This is a genomic window from Sphingorhabdus sp., from assembly GCF_041737645.1.
Taxonomy (GTDB): Bacteria; Pseudomonadota; Alphaproteobacteria; order Sphingomonadales; family Sphingomonadaceae; genus Sphingorhabdus_B.
Genome location: NZ_JBGSRI010000046.1, coordinates 120,545 through 137,604 on the forward strand (window position 1 = coordinate 120,545; position 17,060 = coordinate 137,604).

The following is a 17,060-nucleotide window of genomic DNA, read 5'->3' on the forward strand; positions in this document are numbered from 1 at the left end:
TCCGGCAATAAATTGATAAAATATGCCATATTTCTGAAAGAGAAAGGTTGATTATGCCAGAAAACATGCTTGACGCGATAGACCGGAAAATAATCGACTATCTGCAAGCCGACGGACGGATGTCCAATCAGGACTTGTCCGAAAAGATAGGCCTGTCGGCAAGCCCATGCCTGCGCCGGGTCCGGCAGCTGGAATCAAACGGCATCATTGCCCGTTATGTGGCCCTGGTCGACCCCGACAAAATGGGTTTGTCGGTGACCGCCTTCGTACGCGTTCGCCTCGACCAGCAGGATGATCGCCATTTGCAGGAATTCGAAGCGGCGGTCGCGGGATTTGCTGAAGTCATGGATTGCTATTTGATGACCGGCGAAGCGGACTATCAATTGCGTATATTGGTAAGGTCCCTCACCCAGTTTGAGGATTTTTTACGCCGCCGCCTGACACGCGTAAAAGGTGTGGCAAATGTCACAACCAGCTTTGCCTTAAGACCCGTCATTTACAAGACGGCTGTCCCGACGCTAGAACCCCTTTGAACGAGGGGGATATTTTGATGGAATCAACATTAGCGGCACCCAATGAGTTAAGCCGGTCGTTGAAATCGCGCCATGTGTCGATGATTACCTTTGGCGGTATCATCGGCGCAGGTCTTTTTGTCGGATCATCGACCGCGATCGGCAATATCGGTCCGGCTGCGGTGCTCAGCTATGCCATTGCAGGATTTCTCGTACTGCTCGTCATGCGGATGATCGCGGAAATGTCGATCGCGATGCCGGGCACGCAGACCTTCCCCGATTTTGCGCGTCAGGGCGTAGGCGAATGGGCCGGTTACATGGTCGGCTGGCTCTACTGGTACTTCTGGGTCGTGGTGATCGCAATCGAGGCCATTGCCGGGGCCAAAATCATCAACGGATGGTATCCGCAGCTGGAGATCTGGCAAATCGGTGTCGCGCTGATGGCGGTGCTGACCGCGATCAACCTGATGTCGGCGAAATCCTACGGTGAATTTGAATTCTGGTTCGCGTCGACCAAGGTTGTCGCGATCATCGTCTTCATTCTTGTGGCCGGGGCTTATGCAACCGGAGTGACATCGCCATCGGGATCAACCTTTGCGAACCTGACGGCGCATGGCGGCTTTGCCCCTGCCGGTGTGGCGGCGATTTTTGCAGGTGTTGCGACAACGATTTTCTCGCTCTGCGGCGCTGAAATTGCCACGCTGGCCGCGGCAGAGTCGGAGGAAGGATCCAAGACAATCGCGAATATGACCATCTCGGTTTCATTGCGGATCCTGATCTTCTTCGTGTTGTCCATCTTCCTGATCGTCTCGGTTGTTCCCTGGACCGAGATTGAGGCTGGCACCTCGCCTTTTGCCCATGCGCTCCGACAGATGGGTTATCCCGGTGCAGACCTGATTATGGAGGGCATCGTCCTCGTCGCAGTTCTTTCATGCCTGAACTCAGGGATTTACATCACATCGCGCGCGATGTTCGGCCTCGCCCGTAACGGCGATGCACCGCAATCCTGCGTCAAGCTGAGCGGTGCACGCGTTCCTGCAAGGGCAATTCTGATCGCCAGCCTTTTCAGCTATTTTGCCCTCGCCGCCTCCATCTTGTCACCGGATCAGGTGTTCAATTTTCTCGTTACGTCCTCAGGCGCAATCATGCTTTTCATCTATATTCTGGTGGCGGTTGCCCAGCTTCGCCTTCGCGCCCGGTTCGAGGCGGAGGCGCCTGAGCGGTTACAGGTGAAGATGTGGCTATACCCGTTTGGCACATGGTTCGCGATTGCCGGTATGGGCGGGGTGCTCGTGATGATGGCATTGTCACCGACAAGCTCAAAGGAATTGTGGGCAAGCATCATTGTGACAGCCGCCTTCCTGCTGGGTTACTGGGCGAAAAACCATTTTGCTTCGCGACCAAAGGATGCGTGACTGAAAGCAAAATTTTCCAGTCGGAATAAAGATTTGAGTCGCGCCGAATTCACTGACCATTGCATAAGCCGTAAAAGCTTAGTGCCGGAGCCTGATTATGAATCTCGAAAATGACCCATTAGCCGCATTCTGGATGCCGTTCACGGCAAACCGGGCGTTCAAAACAACGCCGCGTCAGCTCAAGTCCGCCAAGGACATGCATTATACCAGCGACGACGGGCGGCAAATCCTCGACGGTACCGCTGGACTTTGGGCCGTAAATGCGGGCCATTGCCGTGCGCAGATTGTGGAAGCGATTCAGAAAACGGCGGCAATACTCGATTATGCCCCGCCTTTCCAACTGGGCCATCCGCTGGCATTCGAACTGGCTTCGCGCTTGGCCACGATCATGCCAGAAGGATTGGATCGCATATTTTTCACCAACAGCGGTTCGGAATCAGTCGATACCGCACTGAAAATCGCACTCGCCTATCAAAGGGCGATTGGGCAAGGCACCCGCACGCGCCTGATCGGTCGCGAACGCGGATATAGTGGCGTCGGCTTTGGCGGCATTTCGGTCGGCGGCATAGTGAACAACCGCCGGCAGTTTGGCACATTACTAACCGGCGTCGACCATCTGCCGCACACGCATAATCTGGAACATAACGCCTTTACCAAAGGTCGCCCGGAATGGGGCGCGCATCTGGCCGATAATCTGGAGGCGATTGTTGCATTGCACGGCGCGGAAACAATCGCCGCCGTGATTGTAGAGCCGATGGCGGGTTCGACCGGCGTACTGGTGCCGCCGATCGGCTATCTCGAAAAGCTGCGCGAGATTACCCGCAAGCACGGCATCGTCCTCATTTTCGATGAAGTCATTACCGCCTTTGGCCGGGTCGGTGGCACGACGGCATCGGAAACACTGGGGGTCACGCCCGATATCATCACCATGGCCAAGGGCTTGACCAATGCCGCCGTTCCAATGGGCGCGGTCGCGGTCAGCCGCCATATCCACGACGGCGTGGTCGAAGGTGGGCCAGACGGCATCGAACTGTTCCACGGCTATACCTATTCAGGCCACCCCCTCGCCGCCGCAGCAGGTCTGGCGACACTTGATTTGTACAAATCCGAAGGCATTTTCGAAAACGCATCATCGCTGCATGGATATTGGCAGGAGGCTGTGCACAGCCTGAAGGGCAAGCGCCACATCATCGACATTCGCAACATGGGAATCGTCGCCGCAATAGAGTTGGCACCCCATACCGCCGGCGTCGGCAAGCGGGGGATGCAATTGTTTCACAAGTGCTTCGACAACGGTCTATTGGTTCGCGCGACGGGCGATATCATCGCCCTGTCTCCGCCGCTCATTCTGGAAAAGGCGCATATCGACGAAATGATCGGACGGATCGGGGAGCTGGTCGAGACGGTGGACTAGGTTTTCGCGCGATGCCGATGGGTGGTTGGTTTTGGGGTGCGGACCAGCAGGCTTCAGCGGCTACATGAGGTTACCTGATACACGCTCATAAGGTAGATTCGCGTCGGCTTCGCGCGTTATGTCAGCTAAGCCTTCATTGTCACCGCTGGGTCGCCTTGGCTGCGGCCTTAACATAAAGGAGGGATTGGCTGTGTGCGCCAGACTTGCCTTTTGTCGTCTCTCGCAGACGGACCCCGCGTCCCACGCCCGAACTGGGCGCATTTTCACCCAAAAGTTCGATACCAGCGCCTTCAAGGGCCGTCATAACCTTCACCAACGTGTCGACTACCCCCCGAACCTGACCGTCCGAAGCCTCCATGCGCTGGATAGTGGGCAATGAAAGGCCGGCCAGCGCGGCCATCTGACGCTGGTCGAGCCCTAACAGGGCGCGCGCGGCTCTCATTTGCTGCGATGTTATCATTTTATCTCCATGATGTTTAATACATCAAAATTAAGTTCTAACAATTCAATGTAATAGTGTATATAGCTTTTATGGTATCCCGTAGATCAGATTTTCGCACAAACTGTGCCGGTGAAAACGGGCCGCTGCATATTCATAAGGTAAATGCCTATCTGCGCGTATTGGCCGCAGCTTCTTCCGGAGTGTTCGATGCCTAACTTTTTCCGAACTCCATTCGACAAAGCTTTGACGGTGGCACCGCTTGAAAAGATCCACGAACCAGAACGGACGATTGGCAGTGTAATTCTGCCTTCTTCAGGCCGGGCAGCGTTACTGCGCGGCTTGCGCGGGAATTGCCCGCGCTGCGGAGAGGCGCGGCTGTTCAGACGGTTTCTCAAGCCCATCCCAAGTTGTCCGCAATGCGGACAGGACTGGAGTCATCAGCAGGCCGATGACTTCCCAGCCTATGCATCGATTTTCTTAACCGGGCATCTGATGGCTCCGCTCATCATAGCACTGATAAAAAACGCCAATCTGTCCGTACCAATCCTGATGGCAATTACGATGCCGATGGCAATTCTGCTAATGATCGGTCTGCTGCAGCCTGCAAAGGGGGCAATCATTGCCTTGCAATGGTGGTTGGGGATGCACGGGTTCGACAAAGAACGGCCTCTTGTCACCCCGATTCAGGCAAGTTCATGAGGCCAAAATATCGCACCTTGATTAAAAAATGGCTAGGGTCCGCAGGAAGAATTTCCCGCGCTGTCGCTACCCGCAGCGGCAAGACGGTGTGGCAGGATGTTTTACCTGCTGGTGGTCAGGCGACGCCGATGAGCTATTCGGTGGACGGGAGGCAATATCTCGCGATCATGGCGGGCGGACACCATTTCGTGCGGACGCCGATCGGCGATGCATTGGTCGTCTATGCGCTACCGAAGCGCTGAAAAGGCGCGTGAAGAACGGTTCCAACTTCGTCATCTACGCAGCACTAGTCGGCAATATGCTCGTCGCCGGGATCAAATTTGTAGCGGCGGCGTTGACTGGCAGTTCGTCAATGCTGACCGAGGGCGTTCACTCGATGGTCGATACCGGCAATCAGGTTCTGCTGCTTTACGGCCACGCGCGTTCGCGCAGACCACCCGACCATGACAACCCGCTCGGCCATGGTCGCGAGCTCTACTTCTGGAGCTTTATCGTTGCGTTGCTGATTTTCTCGCTGGGTGCTGGCATCTCGATCTACGAAGGCATACTGCATATCCGCGAACCCCAACCTATTGAGCGACCGATAGTCAATTACATCGTGCTCGGCCTTGCGGCAGTGTTCGAAGGGGCATCATGGGCATTCGCACTGCGCGAATTCAACCACAAGCGTGGCGGAAAGCCGGTCTGGCAAGCAGTGCGCGACGACAAAGATCCAACGACCTTTATCGTGCTGTTCGAAGATTCGGCGGCCATGATCGGCATCGCGATCGCCGCCGCTTCGATTTTCGCTTCGGTCACGCTGGACTTGCCAGTGCTCGACGGCGTCGGATCAGTGCTGATCGGGTTGGTGCTGGCGGGGACGGCGGTGCTGCTGGCGCGCGAAACAAAGGGATTGCTGATAGGCGAGCGGGCCGATGACATGATTATCGCCGATGTCCACCGGCTGGCAGCGGAACAGCCCGGGGTAATCGCGGTCAACGGCATTCTTTCGACGCAGTTGGGTCCAAACCAGATAGTTGTAACGCTGAGCCTAGAATTCGAGGACGCACTGCTAACGCCCGCCATCGAGGACGCTGTCAACGGCATCGAAACGCGGGTTCGCGACACACACAAGCAGGTGACTGCGTTGTTCGTGAAACCACAGACTCGTGCCGGCTACGAGAAGGCCCGAAAGCGCTTATCGGAATCGCTAACCGACGCATGATCCGAGCATCGTCCTTATAAGCAAGTCCGTGAGCTCTATCGACAGCGTGGCTTGTTGTTGTCGCGCCTTACCGCGTGTCCGGCCAGCGAACCCCCCTTTCCCCTTGCAATGAAGGATTATTTTTGAGAGCGTCGTCTCCCCACCTCCGAAGGCGGGCCCAGCTCTTTGAACTGTCGAAATTTCCTGCGAATTCAGAGTGCTGCCGCTTTGACATAAAGCAACAAAGGATACATTTTCAGTGCGTCTTTGCGTATCTTTTGTATCCTTAGTGCCAGTATTACTTAAATAACCAAAACAATCTTTCCCACATGGCGCTTCGTAAGAAATGCCTCCTGCGCCGCGGCGATGTCGGTGATCGGATAGGTGGCGGCTACCAGCGGTTTGATTTCGCCGCGTTCGATGTAACCGACAAGGTTCCCGAAGACCTCTGGTTCCAGAACGGTGCAGCCGATCAGGCGCAAGTCTTTCAAGTAGAGCGTTCGCAAGTCGAGATCGACCAAAGGACCGGAGATCGCGCCCGACACGCCGTAACGCCCGCCGCGTTTAAGGGTGTTCAGGATAGGTCCGAACTGTCCCCCGCCGACTATATCGACCGCAGCGTCAAAATATTCAGGGCCGAAAAGCGATTCCAGATCGGCATCGCGCGGGACGACATTGCTTGCGCCAAGCCCCCTCACCGTCTCTGCCTTTGCATCGGCGGCCATGGCCGTCACCTCAGCGCCGCGTCGCTTTGCGAGCTGGACTGCCGCGGAACCGACCCCGCCCGACGCACCGGTGACCAGCACGCGTTCTCCTGCCTGCAAACCGATGCGTGTCAGGATATTTTCCGCAGTGGCATAAGCGCAGGGAAAGCTTGCGAGCTCTGCGTCGGAGCAAGTGGATTCGATGCGGTGGGCGTGAACGGCGGGGACCCGGGCGTATTCGGCAAAGCCACCGTCGACCTCCGAACCGAAATAGCGGATGTCGAACCGGCTGCTGCCGCGAAAGACCGGCTCGACGAGCACCCGCTCACCGATCCGTGCGGCATCAACGCCTTCGCCCGTCGCAACAATCCGTCCACAGGCATCCGCGCCCTGAATGCGCGGAAACGAGAATGCGGCCCCAGACCAGCCATCGTCGCCTGCGCCTTCGATGCCGGTTTCGGCGCCTGCATCGGTTGCCTCTGCAACCGCCTTTGAATACCAGCCGATCCGGGTGTTGATATCGGTATTGTTGACCGCTGCCGCGCCAATGCGGATTATGACATCATCCGGGCCGGGATGCGGGACGGGCACATCGGTTCGCCATTCCAGCTTGTCATAGCCACCATAGCCGGTGAGCAAAACGGAGCGCATGACGGCAGGTATGGTCACTCGGCGCGCTCAAGCCCGAACTGGTTCAGATACCATTTCTGGAAATTGATGACGCTGCCTTCCTGATCGGAATATCGTCCGGGCCGGTAACGGCTCGACATAATTCCGGCCTGGTTATTTTCCGTGATAACCTTGTCCTGCGTGGTGGTGGCGTGATAGCCCCAGATCATCTTTTCGATGTCTACTTTGTCTTCCGTTGCGCGGCCGTCCACTAGCCAAATCATTTCAACGTCAGTCTCCAGCGCGCCGCGTGGCGTGAACTGGAACAGGATCGCGAAATGGTCGTCGGCGACAATCTGGCTAAAGGGGCTGAAGCTTAAATGCATCCGGCCGCCATCGGCTTTGGTCCGCTTGCCCATCAACGGGGCTGGCGCGGTGCCATCTTGTGTTTCCGATGACCAGCCATCCTTGTTCATGCGCTGCATCAACAAACGCAAATGGCTGCTGTCAGAGGCGTCGTCGATGTTGCCGATTGGCCGGCCCGCCGCTGCTGCGCTTTCCTCCCACGCATCTAACTTCGGTGTGAAACTGGCAATGGCGTCGGCAGGCCCTGAGCTTGGCCCTGCGCCCACGGCGACGATCGATTCCGACGCGTGCATCGAACAGAATTCCGGATGCGACGGGACGCAGTGGTAGCATTCGAAGAAGTTCTCGACGACCAGCTTCCAGTTGGCGGTCGTTGGGTAGCTTCCGGCATGGGCGATGCGGGCATCGGCGAACCCGTGATATTCAAGGATGTCCGACATATCGCCGAACGTCGCGTCGAAATCGACGGGCTCATCCTCGCTCATGTTGATAAAAATCAGCCCGTGGAACACGCGGATATGGCAGGCGAAAAGGCTGTTTTCCGCCTTGTCGAAATCTTCAGGCATCAGCCGTGCGGATATGAGCCTGCCATCGAGGCCGAATGTCCATGCATGATAGGGACAGACCAGACGCGGCGCATTGCCGCTGTCCGCCTGGCAGATGGTTGAACCCCGGTGACGGCATACGTTGAAAAAGGCGCGAACGCTGTCGGCATTTTCGCGGATGATGATGATCTGCTCTTTACCGACGCGGAAAAGGAAATAGTCGCCCTTGTTTGGTATGCGTGAAACATGACCGGCCAGCAGCCATTTCTGGCTGATGGTACTGTCCATATCGGCCTGGAACACTGCATCGCTCGCGTAAAATTCCTGATCGAAGCTGTAACCGACGCGGGTATTGGCGGCGAGCCTTTGCATCAACTGACTTTGCGTTTCAGACATTAGATTTTGATCCGTGCATTACTAGGGTCATAAAAGGGCTTGAGCGAAGCCGTTACTGGATAGCGAACACCCGCGATTTCAATTTCATAGTCATCGGCGCCTACCGGCCCGACCGTGCCACCATCAGCCGCGGTCACATAGCCCAGCCCACAGGCACCACCCAGGCTAGGGGCATACATGCCCGACCGGATATATCCCGCGATCCGTTCGCCCTGCCAGATCGGCTCATTGTGATAGAGCATCGGCTCGGGCGACTTCAGAAGGAACTGCACAAGGCGCTGTTTCAGGCCCTCTTCCTTTTGGCGGAGCAAGGCATCGCGTCCGATAAATCCACCAGCCTTGTCCAATTTGACAGCAAAGCCAAGGCCTGCTTCCAGCGGGGTATCCTCATCGGTGATGTCATGGCCCCAGTGCCGATAGGCCTTTTCCATTCGAAGCGCGTTGAGAGCATGATAACCGCAATGCTTCAGTCCGAACGCGGCACCCGCCGCAACAATCTCGTCATAGACGCCCGTCATGAATTCGGTCGGAATATATAGTTCCCAACCGAGTTCGCCGACATAGGTAATGCGCGATGCACGGACGATTGCATAACCCAGTTCGATTTCCTGCGAAGTGGCAAAAGGAAACGCTTCATGCGACAGATCATTGGGACAGATCGACTGCAACAACGCCCGCGATTGGGGCCCCATGATCGAAATGACCCCCATTGCCGAAGAGATATTGGTCAGCACCGCATGGGCGTCGTCTGGAGTGTGGCGCTTGAGCCAGTTGAAGTCCTTGACCTCTGTCTCGGCACCCGTAACGATCAGATACGCCGTTTCGGTCAGCCGGGTAACGGTCAAATCCGCTTCGATCCCGCCTTTGTCGTTCAGCCACTGCGTATATACAAGCTTGCCCGGCGCGACATCGACGTCATTGGCGCACACCCTATTCAGCACAGACATGGCGTCACGGCCTTCGAGGCGGAATTTCGCGAAAGAGCTTTGGTCGAACAGACCGACCGCTTCGCGCACCGCCTTGCACTCGGCGGCGTTGGCGTCGAACCAGTTCTGTCGGCCATAGCTATATTTATAAGCCGGCGTGCTGCCGGGTTCGCCATACCAGTTGGGCCGTTCCCAGCCGAAAGCTTCGCCGTGGCAGGCACCTGCGGCAACCAGCCGATCGTGGACGGCAGAGCGCCTCACCCCGCGCGCGGTCTCATACTGCTTGAACGGGTAATGCGTCGCGTAGAGCAGACCGAGGCTCTCGGTTACGCGCTCGCGCAGATATTTCCGGTTGATCTGGAACGGCATGTTGCGGCGGATATCGACCGTCCATAGGTCCGCAGGTGGAATTCCGTCACGGATCCAGTCCGCCATGACCTTACCCACGCCGCCTGCCGATTGCAGTCCGATTGAATTCAGACCCGCCGCAACGAAACAACCTTTCAATTCGGCGCTTTCGCCCAAATGGTATCGGACATCCGGGGTGAAGCTTTCCGGACCGCAAAAGAATTTCTGGATACCTGCCTTTTCCAAAGCCGGTACGCGGCGCATCGCGTCCATCAACAAGGGTTCAAAATGTTCGAAACTGCCGGCGATTTCATCGAAGCAGAAATCTTCCGAAATGCCGTCCATTCCCCATGGTCGGGCATTGGGTTCAAAGGCACCGACCAGCAGCTTGCCCGCGTCATATTTATAATAGCCGCAATAATCATAATCGCGCAGAACCGGCAGAGTAGAGTCTATTCCCTCGACACCTTCAAATAGCACATAATAATGTTCGCATGCGTGGAGCGGCGCCGCCACACCGATGCTTGCCGCCAGATCACGGGTCCACATGCCGCCGCAGATGACGACATAATCGGCGTCGATCGATCCTTCATCCGTATCGACGCCCGTCACACGGTCGCCATTGTGCCGGATTTTTGTAACCTTGGTGTTTTCAAATATCCGTGCGCCGCCCGTGCGCGCACCCTTTGCCAAGGCCTGTGTTATGTCGACCGCGTTTGCATAGCCATCGCTGGGGATATGAATGCCACCCACGACATCGTCGACATTGACGATATGCGCGAGGTCCTTGATTTCCTGCGGGGTGACCACATGGACCGGCAAATCGAACACCTTTGCCATGGACGCGCTGCGCTTCAGCTCTTCGAACCGCTCGGCATTGGTGGCCATCGAGATCGAACCGCATTGGCGATAGCCCGTTGCCTGCCCGGTTTCCGCCTCGAGCCCGCGATAGAGCTCACCAGTATATTTGGCGAGCTTCGTCATATTGATCGACGGTCGGAGCTGACCAACCAGACCGGCGGCATGCCAAGTAGTGCCGCTGGTGAGCTGCTTGCGTTCCAGCAGGACCACATCATCCCAGCCGATTTTGGTCAGGTGATACGCAATCGAACAACCGATTACGCCGCCACCGATAATGACGACCCGCGCCTTTTTGGGGAGTTCAGCCACGGCTTATACCTTCATTTTCGCATTGTCGGGATCATAGGCGGGATGCTCCAGCACCGTCGCCAAGCGACGCTCGCCTTGAAGATAGATTTCGAATTCCGATCCCGGCGCGGCATTCTCTAGAGGAACGCAGGCAAAAAACAGGCTTTTGCCAACGCGGTGGCCATAGCTGCCCGATGTCGTCAATCCGATGCAGTCTTCGCCGATCAAACAAGGTTCAGCACCCCGGACGTCAACGTTGCTGGCATCCACTTCGCCATAGACGATACGGAACCGGTCAGGCGCATCCAGCGTCGCTTGCTTGCCTACGAAATCATCCTTTTTGAAGTTGATGAAACGGGGCATATCGGCTTCGATCATCGTAAGTTCGTTGGTCAGTTCGCTGCCCCAAGCCTTGTAGCCTTTCTCCATCCGCATCGTATTGGCGGCATAAAGGCCGTAGTTGACGATGCCGAACTCTTGTCCTGCCGCCCACACAGCGTTGTAGAGCGCAGCAAGATCATCCATCGCCGGATGCAATTCCCAGCCCAGCTCTCCGGCATAAGACACCCGAAGCGCACGCATCTTGATACCCGCGATGGTAATTTCCTGCCCGCTCAGCCACCGGAAGCCTTCGTTGCCAAGGTCGGCGTCGGTCAGCTTTTGCAGCACATCACGCGAATGCGGGCCATTCATCACTAGCACGCCAAGGTCCATGGTCAGGTTGCGAATGGTCACATCCTCGTCCGGCAATTTGCTCTGGGTTAGAAAGTCCCAGTCACGCTGTTCGGCTGCTGCAGCAGACAGGCAATAAAAATGATCATCTGCAAAGCGCGTGACGGTCATCTCGCCATATATACGGCCTTGACGCGACAAGGGATGGACGAGCCCGATACCGCCCTGTTTTTTAGGCATACGGTTCGCGCAGACACGGTTTAGAAATGCCTCGGCATCCGGTCCGGTCACATCATATTTGGCAAATCCGGACAGGTCGAGCACACCGACCCGTTCCGCCACGGCTTTCACCTCGGCCGCGACCATTTCGAAGCTATTGGTGCGCTGGTAACCGCCCTGTTCCGGTGCACCGTCGAGCGCGAAATATTTCGGCCGTTCCCAGCCATAGGTTTCGCCATAAACAGCACCGACGGCCTTGAGCGGTTCGTAAAGCGAGCTGGTTTTGCATGGCCGACCATCGGGTTCTTCTTCACCCGGCAAGCGGGTGGTAAATGTCATGCGGTAATCGAGAAATACCTTGTCGCGGCTATAGTCTTCGTCCGCGAAGGACCCGTAACGCCGGGGGTCAAATTCGGTCATGTTGATGTCGGCATCACCATAGACCATCCACTGAGCGAGATATTTGCCGGACCCGCCACCCTGCGCGATACCAAAAGATGTGCCGCAGCATTGCCAGAAATTTTTGAGGCCGGCGGCGGGTCCGAGTAACGGGCCTCCATCGGGAGTATGCGGAATGGCTCCATTGACAATCCGCCTGATCCCGACTTCGCCGAAAACCGGCATACGCTCAATAGCACGCTCCAGCCATTTGGAGATACGATCCAAATCATCGATAAAGAGTTCGCTGGTCGATTCCCACTCCGGCTGCCCTTTGGGTGCCCAGGCTTCGGCCAGTCCGATGTTTTCATAGACACCGATCAAGCCGCTTTTCTGCTCCTGCCGGAAATAACCCGAAACATAAGGGCATCGCATGACCGGGATTTCCTCGTCCCGCTCCAGAAAGGCCGGAATGGGGTCGGTAACGATATAATGATGCTCCATATTGGTGACCGGAATGTCGATACCCGCCATTTGCGCCACTTGGCGGGCGTAGCAACCCGCCGCATTCACAACGATCTCGGCGCGTACAACGCCCTTTTCGGTCGCCACATCCCATTCGCCCGATGGCAATTGGGTCAATCCGGTGACCCGGTTCTTGCGGACGATCTTCGCGCCCAAATTCTTGGCACCGATAGCAAGCGCATTGCAGATACCTGACGGGTCAGCGTGGCCATCACTGGTCGTATAGGCCCCGGCGATCACGCCGTCAGTGGTCAGAAAGGGGTTAATCCGGCGGATTTCCTCAGGATCGATGATCTCCATATCGAACCCGATGATTTTGGAAAATCCATGGATATATTTGAACCAGGCCAGCTCGCGTTCATTGGTCGCAAGACGAATACCTCCGGATTTGTGCCAACTGACATATTGGCCGGTCATACCTTCCAGGCGCGGATATAGGTCGTTACTGTAAGCATGGATCTTGGCAAGATTGTAACTGCCCGTAATACTGGGGCACTGCCCGGCCGCGTGCCATGTCGAACCTGAAGTCAGCTCGTCTTTTTCGATCAGTAAACAATCTGTCCAGCCAAGTTCGGCAAGATGGTAGAGCAACGACGCCCCCATGATGCCGCCGCCGATGATGACAACCCGGGCCGATGTTTGCATGAGAGACCATATCCTTAAGGCAATATTTGACCTGAACTCTAGGCCCTGTTTGAGGTCAGACACAAATGGGGAATATGACGGGATCGGTTAAAAAAATTTTTGGATCATATTTAGGGTCAGGACCTGTAATGAAACGCCGCAAGGTTTATGATGGGGAGAATAAGAGATGAAAGTTGCCTTGGTTACCGGTGCCGCGCAAGGCGTGGGTTTTGCAACTGCCAAATTGTTCGCGGAAACGGGACATCATGTGGTGATAACCGATCTACAAGATCTTGATATACAAGCGAACTCTCTAAAATCATCGGCAGGAAAAGTTACCGCGCATTCCGGCGACATATCATCCGAGTCCTTTGTTTTGGAATTGGCCCAGAAAATCGCAACGGAACACGGGGCTGCGGACATTTTGGTCAATAATGCCGGTATCAGTTTGATCCGAAGCGCTGAAGAAACCACTATCGAACAATGGCAAAGAGTAATGGGCATCAACTTGACCGGCCCATTTTGCTCTGCCGCGAAATAGGCAAGCAAATGTTGGCGCGCGGGCGCGGAAACATTGTCAATGTGGCCTCGATAGCTGGCTTGCACGGCGTAATCGACCGCGTCGCATATAATTCGTCGAAGCACGGATTGATCGGACTAACCCGGACGCTTGCCGCCGAATGGGGTGGTCGCGGCGTGCGGGTTAATGCCGTTTGTCCGGGCTGGATCAAAACCGAGATGGACACTGCTGATCAGGGTTCGGGGGCATATTCCGACGATGATATTATGAATAGGGTTCCAATGGCACGTTTTGCCAAACCAGAAGATGTTGCCAAAGCCATCGCTTTCCTCGCGCAGGAGGACAGTTTTATCAACGGTGTAAGCCTGCCCGTGGACGGTGGATGGATCGCGGACGCAAGCTGGGATGCGCTTCGATTGAAATCAAGGTGACCGGGCTCTCACTGCTAGGATTTTTTATCATTTATTACATGATCTTATCTTAGTCATCCCAACAGGATGGGCCATTTCGTCACAGCAGAGTCACAGTTGGCGGCCATGATGGGATTTGTTAATGGTCCGTCCCCATGCTAAAGCGAATCTCGATGACATCTATTTCGATTTCGATACCCAAGGCCGAGCCGCAGGCTTACCTCCTTTGCGCGATGCGAGTCTTGTGGATTGCTCTTCCGCTGCTGGTTTTGTTGCCATTACACTTGATCTGGCACACACTAAAAATACCCTCACCTTGGGCAATGTTGTTCCTGCGGATAGCCGCGCGCGCCATGGGTGCACGGGTTAAAGTTTACGGGAATCCTCTTCGAAAAGATGTGTTTTTTGTCGCCAACCATTTGTCATGGCATGATATTCCTATTTTGGCAGGCATAACCGGAACAGCATTTGTCGCGCAAGATGGCGTGCGCGATTGGCCCGTTATTGGTTGGCTGGCCCGTCTTAACCGCACTATATTTGTTAGTCGTACGGACAAGCAAAATGTCGCGGAACAGGTTGCAGAGCTGCGCGAAGCGATTGCCGAAAACTGGTCAGTTACGCTGTTCCCTGAAGGCACCACTTCGGATGGCAGGCAATTATTGCCGTTTAAACAATCCTTGTTTGCAACTTTGGCCCCACCTCCCAAACCCATGATGATCCAACCCGTGATAATCGATTTTGGCAAAGCCGCCGCCGATGTCGCATGGTTGGGTGAAGAAACGGGTTGGGAAAGCGCGTGGCGCGCATTTACCCGTCCGGGAAGCTATGAAGTAGGGGTCCATTTCCTCGAAACATTTAACCCTGGCGAGCTTGCAGATCGCAAGGTTGTTTGCGCTCTTGCGCGCGCCCGGATGGCCGCGGCTTTATCTGGAACATTGGGTTATACTGTTACTTGACCACCCCATACGCGTGTGCCGACGGGCGCTCGCAAAATATTTCATCCAATAAGCCAAATTTTTCAATTGTAGCGACGCGGGTGCGGCGCTCTAACTTTCGCATATTTTGATGGCGAAGGTTGAACAGGGCGTAATCATGAAAATCGGGTTTATCGGTCTAGGTAATGTTGGCGGAAAGCTTGCGGGCAGCCTGATCCGCAACGGACATGATGTGACAGTTCGCGATCTCGATGACGCCTTGGTCGCGGAATATGTGGGTCGCGGTGCGAAAGCAGCGGCATCGCCGAAAGCTTTGGGTGAAGCTGTCGACTTGATTATCACATGCCTGCCCTCACCTGCAGCAAGTGCAGCAGTTGCAGAAGGTGATGACGGTTTCCTTCAAATCATGCGGCCGGGGCAAGTTTGGCTTGAAATGAGCACGACGGACCACAGCGAAATTATTCGTTTAGGCGCACTTGTCGAAGCGCGCGGTGCCATGTTCATGGAGTGCCCGGTTTCCGGCGGATGCCATCGCGCCGACACGGGCAACATTGCGATTTTCGCCGGTGGACCCCGTGCAGCCTTCGAATTTGTCCTGCCTGTTTTGACCACTATGGGACGGCGCATTTTGCATACGGGCGATTTGGGAACGGCATCGCAATTGAAAGTGATGACCAATTATTTGTGCACTGTCCATCTCGTCGCATTGGCCGAAGCACTGACAACGTGCAAAGCAATCGGGCTCGACATGAACACGACTTATGAAGCCATTCGCATTTCGTCGGGCAACAGCTTCGTCCACGAAACCGAGAGCCAGGTCATTCTGAATGGAAGCCGCGACATCAACTTCACGATGGATTTGGTGAGCAAAGATGTCGGACTATTCGACAAGATCGCCCATGACGCGAAAGTCCCGGTGGAATTGTCGCCGTTGATCGTCAAAATCTTCAAAGAAGGCGAAGCCGCCTTTGGCTCGCGCGAATTTTCGCCCAATATCATCCGCCGCTATGAAGAGCCATTGGGCATCAAGGTTTTGGGGACTGGATTCCCCGCCGACATGGTCGACGACGAACCCGAAGAACCCGGTTACGAAGTGGTTCCCAAGCATTAGGGTCAGGAACTAAGGTAAGCAACCTAAGTCCGTCCTTCCTCGACATTCTTTATCACCCAATCCATAAAGGTGCGGATCCGCAGATTTTCCTTCATATCTGCGCGGCATATCAGCCCCCATGCGCCGGGACACACAGCCTTGTGCGATACAGGTTGAACCAACCGTCCAGCAGCAAGATCCTGTTCAACAAAGGGCCCGTTGACCAGAGCAATCCCTTCACCGTTCAATGCCATTTCAAGCGCGACCGCGAGCGTATCAACCATTAGATAGGGAACAGAAGGCTCAAAATCGGCGCCCGCCGATACGAACCACGACTCCCAATTCTGCACTTCGGTGTAAATCGCGACAAGTGGCTTGGTCATCAGTTCCTGCGCCGTTGGATGCGCGCCCAGCGTTGCCGCAACCGCAGGACTGCACACCGGGAACAACGCATATTCATAAAGCGGGACCCAGTGATATTTGGCGGCATCCGGTTCGGTCGCGCAATAAACAAGACCGACGTCGGCGTGCACGTCATCAAACTCCCACTCAACCGCACACGTATTCAGCGTAAGTTTGATTTCAGGGTGATCCGCCAAAAATTGCGGCACCCGCTTTGCCAGCCAACGGATCGACGCCGTCACATAAGTTTGCACTCGCAATGGTTTGCCCAAAGCATTGCGATGCACTTCTTCGACACCTTCGAGCAAGGATTCGAACGCAGCGCGGACATAAGGGTACAACACCCGCCCCTCTTCGGTCGAGACGATATGCCGCCCTTCCTGGGCGAAAAGGCTGACGCCAAGCGCGTCTTCGATTAACTGAACCTGATGGCTGACCGCTGGATGGGTGAGACAAAGTTCGTCGGCAGCGTCGCGTATACTTTGATGGCGTGTCGCAGCTTCGAAGCCTTTGAGCGCCTTCAAAGGCGGCAATTGTCGAAGATCAATCTTTGGGTGCAACGTCATTTCCTCCCCGG

At 55.6% G+C, this 17,060-nt stretch carries 14 protein-coding genes and 1 pseudogene; 9 read left to right on the forward strand and 6 right to left on the reverse strand.

Translation table 11 applies throughout. The annotated features are described in order from the left end of the window. Positions 1-65 precede the first annotated feature (65 nt). The 3 genes from ACEW72_RS07855 (at position 66) to ACEW72_RS07865 (ending at position 3,341) form a co-directional block, all read left to right on the forward strand. Positions 66-533 carry an Lrp/AsnC family transcriptional regulator gene (locus tag ACEW72_RS07855; RefSeq protein WP_373475829.1) on the forward strand — a complete coding sequence of 156 codons (468 nt, stop codon included), beginning with the start codon at positions 66-68 and terminating at the stop codon, positions 531-533. Positions 534-550: 17 nt separating this feature from the next. Beyond that, positions 551-1,927: an amino acid permease gene (locus ACEW72_RS07860; protein WP_373475830.1), complete on the forward strand. Its 1,377-nt coding sequence runs from the start codon at positions 551-553 to the stop codon at positions 1,925-1,927. A gap of 97 nt (positions 1,928-2,024) precedes the next feature. After that, positions 2,025-3,341, forward strand: coding sequence for an aspartate aminotransferase family protein (locus ACEW72_RS07865; RefSeq protein WP_373475831.1), 1,317 nt, complete (start codon positions 2,025-2,027; stop codon positions 3,339-3,341). A 139-nt stretch (positions 3,342-3,480) separates the two neighbouring features. Here the strand turns inward: ACEW72_RS07865 and ACEW72_RS07870 are convergent, their stop codons facing one another. Then, entirely contained in the window at positions 3,481-3,801 is a 321-nt protein-coding gene (locus tag ACEW72_RS07870) for a helix-turn-helix domain-containing protein (protein ID WP_373475832.1), read from the reverse strand. Positions 3,802-3,990: 189 nt separating this feature from the next. Here ACEW72_RS07870 and ACEW72_RS07875 point away from each other — a divergent pair, with 189 nt between their 5' ends. Genes ACEW72_RS07875 through ACEW72_RS07885 form a run of 3 tightly spaced genes read left to right on the forward strand, consistent with a single transcriptional unit; the run spans position 3,991 to position 5,686 of the window. Then, positions 3,991-4,482, forward strand: a complete 492-nt coding sequence (locus ACEW72_RS07875) for a DUF983 domain-containing protein (RefSeq protein WP_373475833.1) — start codon at positions 3,991-3,993, stop codon at positions 4,480-4,482. Further along, complete coding sequence (locus tag ACEW72_RS07880) at positions 4,479-4,724, forward strand: hypothetical protein (RefSeq protein ID WP_373475834.1); 246 nt, start codon at positions 4,479-4,481, stop codon at positions 4,722-4,724. The genes ACEW72_RS07875 and ACEW72_RS07880 overlap by 4 nt, the downstream gene beginning before the upstream one ends. 8 nt (positions 4,725-4,732) lie before the next feature. Then, complete coding sequence (locus ACEW72_RS07885) at positions 4,733-5,686, forward strand: cation diffusion facilitator family transporter (protein WP_373475835.1); 954 nt, start codon at positions 4,733-4,735, stop codon at positions 5,684-5,686. A 281-nt stretch (positions 5,687-5,967) separates the two neighbouring features. Here ACEW72_RS07885 and ACEW72_RS07890 read toward each other — a convergent pair whose 3' ends face one another. Genes ACEW72_RS07890 through ACEW72_RS07905 form a run of 4 tightly spaced genes read right to left on the reverse strand, consistent with a single transcriptional unit; the run spans position 5,968 to position 13,147 of the window. Next, complete coding sequence (locus ACEW72_RS07890; RefSeq protein ID WP_373475836.1) at positions 5,968-7,038, reverse strand: alcohol dehydrogenase family protein; 1,071 nt, start codon at positions 7,036-7,038, stop codon at positions 5,968-5,970. Next, complete coding sequence (locus ACEW72_RS07895) at positions 7,035-8,285, reverse strand: aromatic ring-hydroxylating dioxygenase subunit alpha (RefSeq protein ID WP_373475837.1); 1,251 nt, start codon at positions 8,283-8,285, stop codon at positions 7,035-7,037. Before ACEW72_RS07895 ends, ACEW72_RS07890 begins: the two co-directional genes overlap by 4 nt. Further along, a complete protein-coding gene (locus ACEW72_RS07900) occupies positions 8,285-10,729 on the reverse strand; it encodes an FAD-dependent oxidoreductase (RefSeq protein ID WP_373475838.1) in 2,445 nt (814 codons plus the stop codon). Before ACEW72_RS07900 ends, ACEW72_RS07895 begins: the two co-directional genes overlap by 1 nt. Before the next feature lie 3 nt (positions 10,730-10,732). Further along, entirely contained in the window at positions 10,733-13,147 is a 2,415-nt protein-coding gene (locus tag ACEW72_RS07905; protein ID WP_373475839.1) for an FAD-dependent oxidoreductase, read from the reverse strand. Positions 13,148-13,313: 166 nt separating this feature from the next. Between ACEW72_RS07905 and ACEW72_RS07910 the strand changes: the two are divergent. From ACEW72_RS07910 to ACEW72_RS07920, 3 genes and pseudogenes are all read left to right on the forward strand, one after another. Then, positions 13,314-14,077, forward strand: a pseudogene (locus tag ACEW72_RS07910) (SDR family NAD(P)-dependent oxidoreductase). A 152-nt stretch (positions 14,078-14,229) separates the two neighbouring features. After that, positions 14,230-15,012 (forward strand): lysophospholipid acyltransferase family protein, encoded by a 783-nt coding sequence (locus ACEW72_RS07915; RefSeq protein ID WP_373475840.1) that lies wholly within the window; start codon positions 14,230-14,232, stop codon positions 15,010-15,012. Between the two features lie 109 nt (positions 15,013-15,121). Next, entirely contained in the window at positions 15,122-16,102 is a 981-nt protein-coding gene (locus tag ACEW72_RS07920) for an NAD(P)-dependent oxidoreductase (protein WP_373475841.1), read from the forward strand. A gap of 23 nt (positions 16,103-16,125) precedes the next feature. On the opposite strand, the gene ACEW72_RS07925 is transcribed toward ACEW72_RS07920, so the two are convergent. Beyond that, positions 16,126-17,049 (reverse strand): LysR substrate-binding domain-containing protein, encoded by a 924-nt coding sequence (locus ACEW72_RS07925; RefSeq protein ID WP_373475842.1) that lies wholly within the window; start codon positions 17,047-17,049, stop codon positions 16,126-16,128. Between the last annotated feature and the right edge of the window lie 11 nt (positions 17,050-17,060).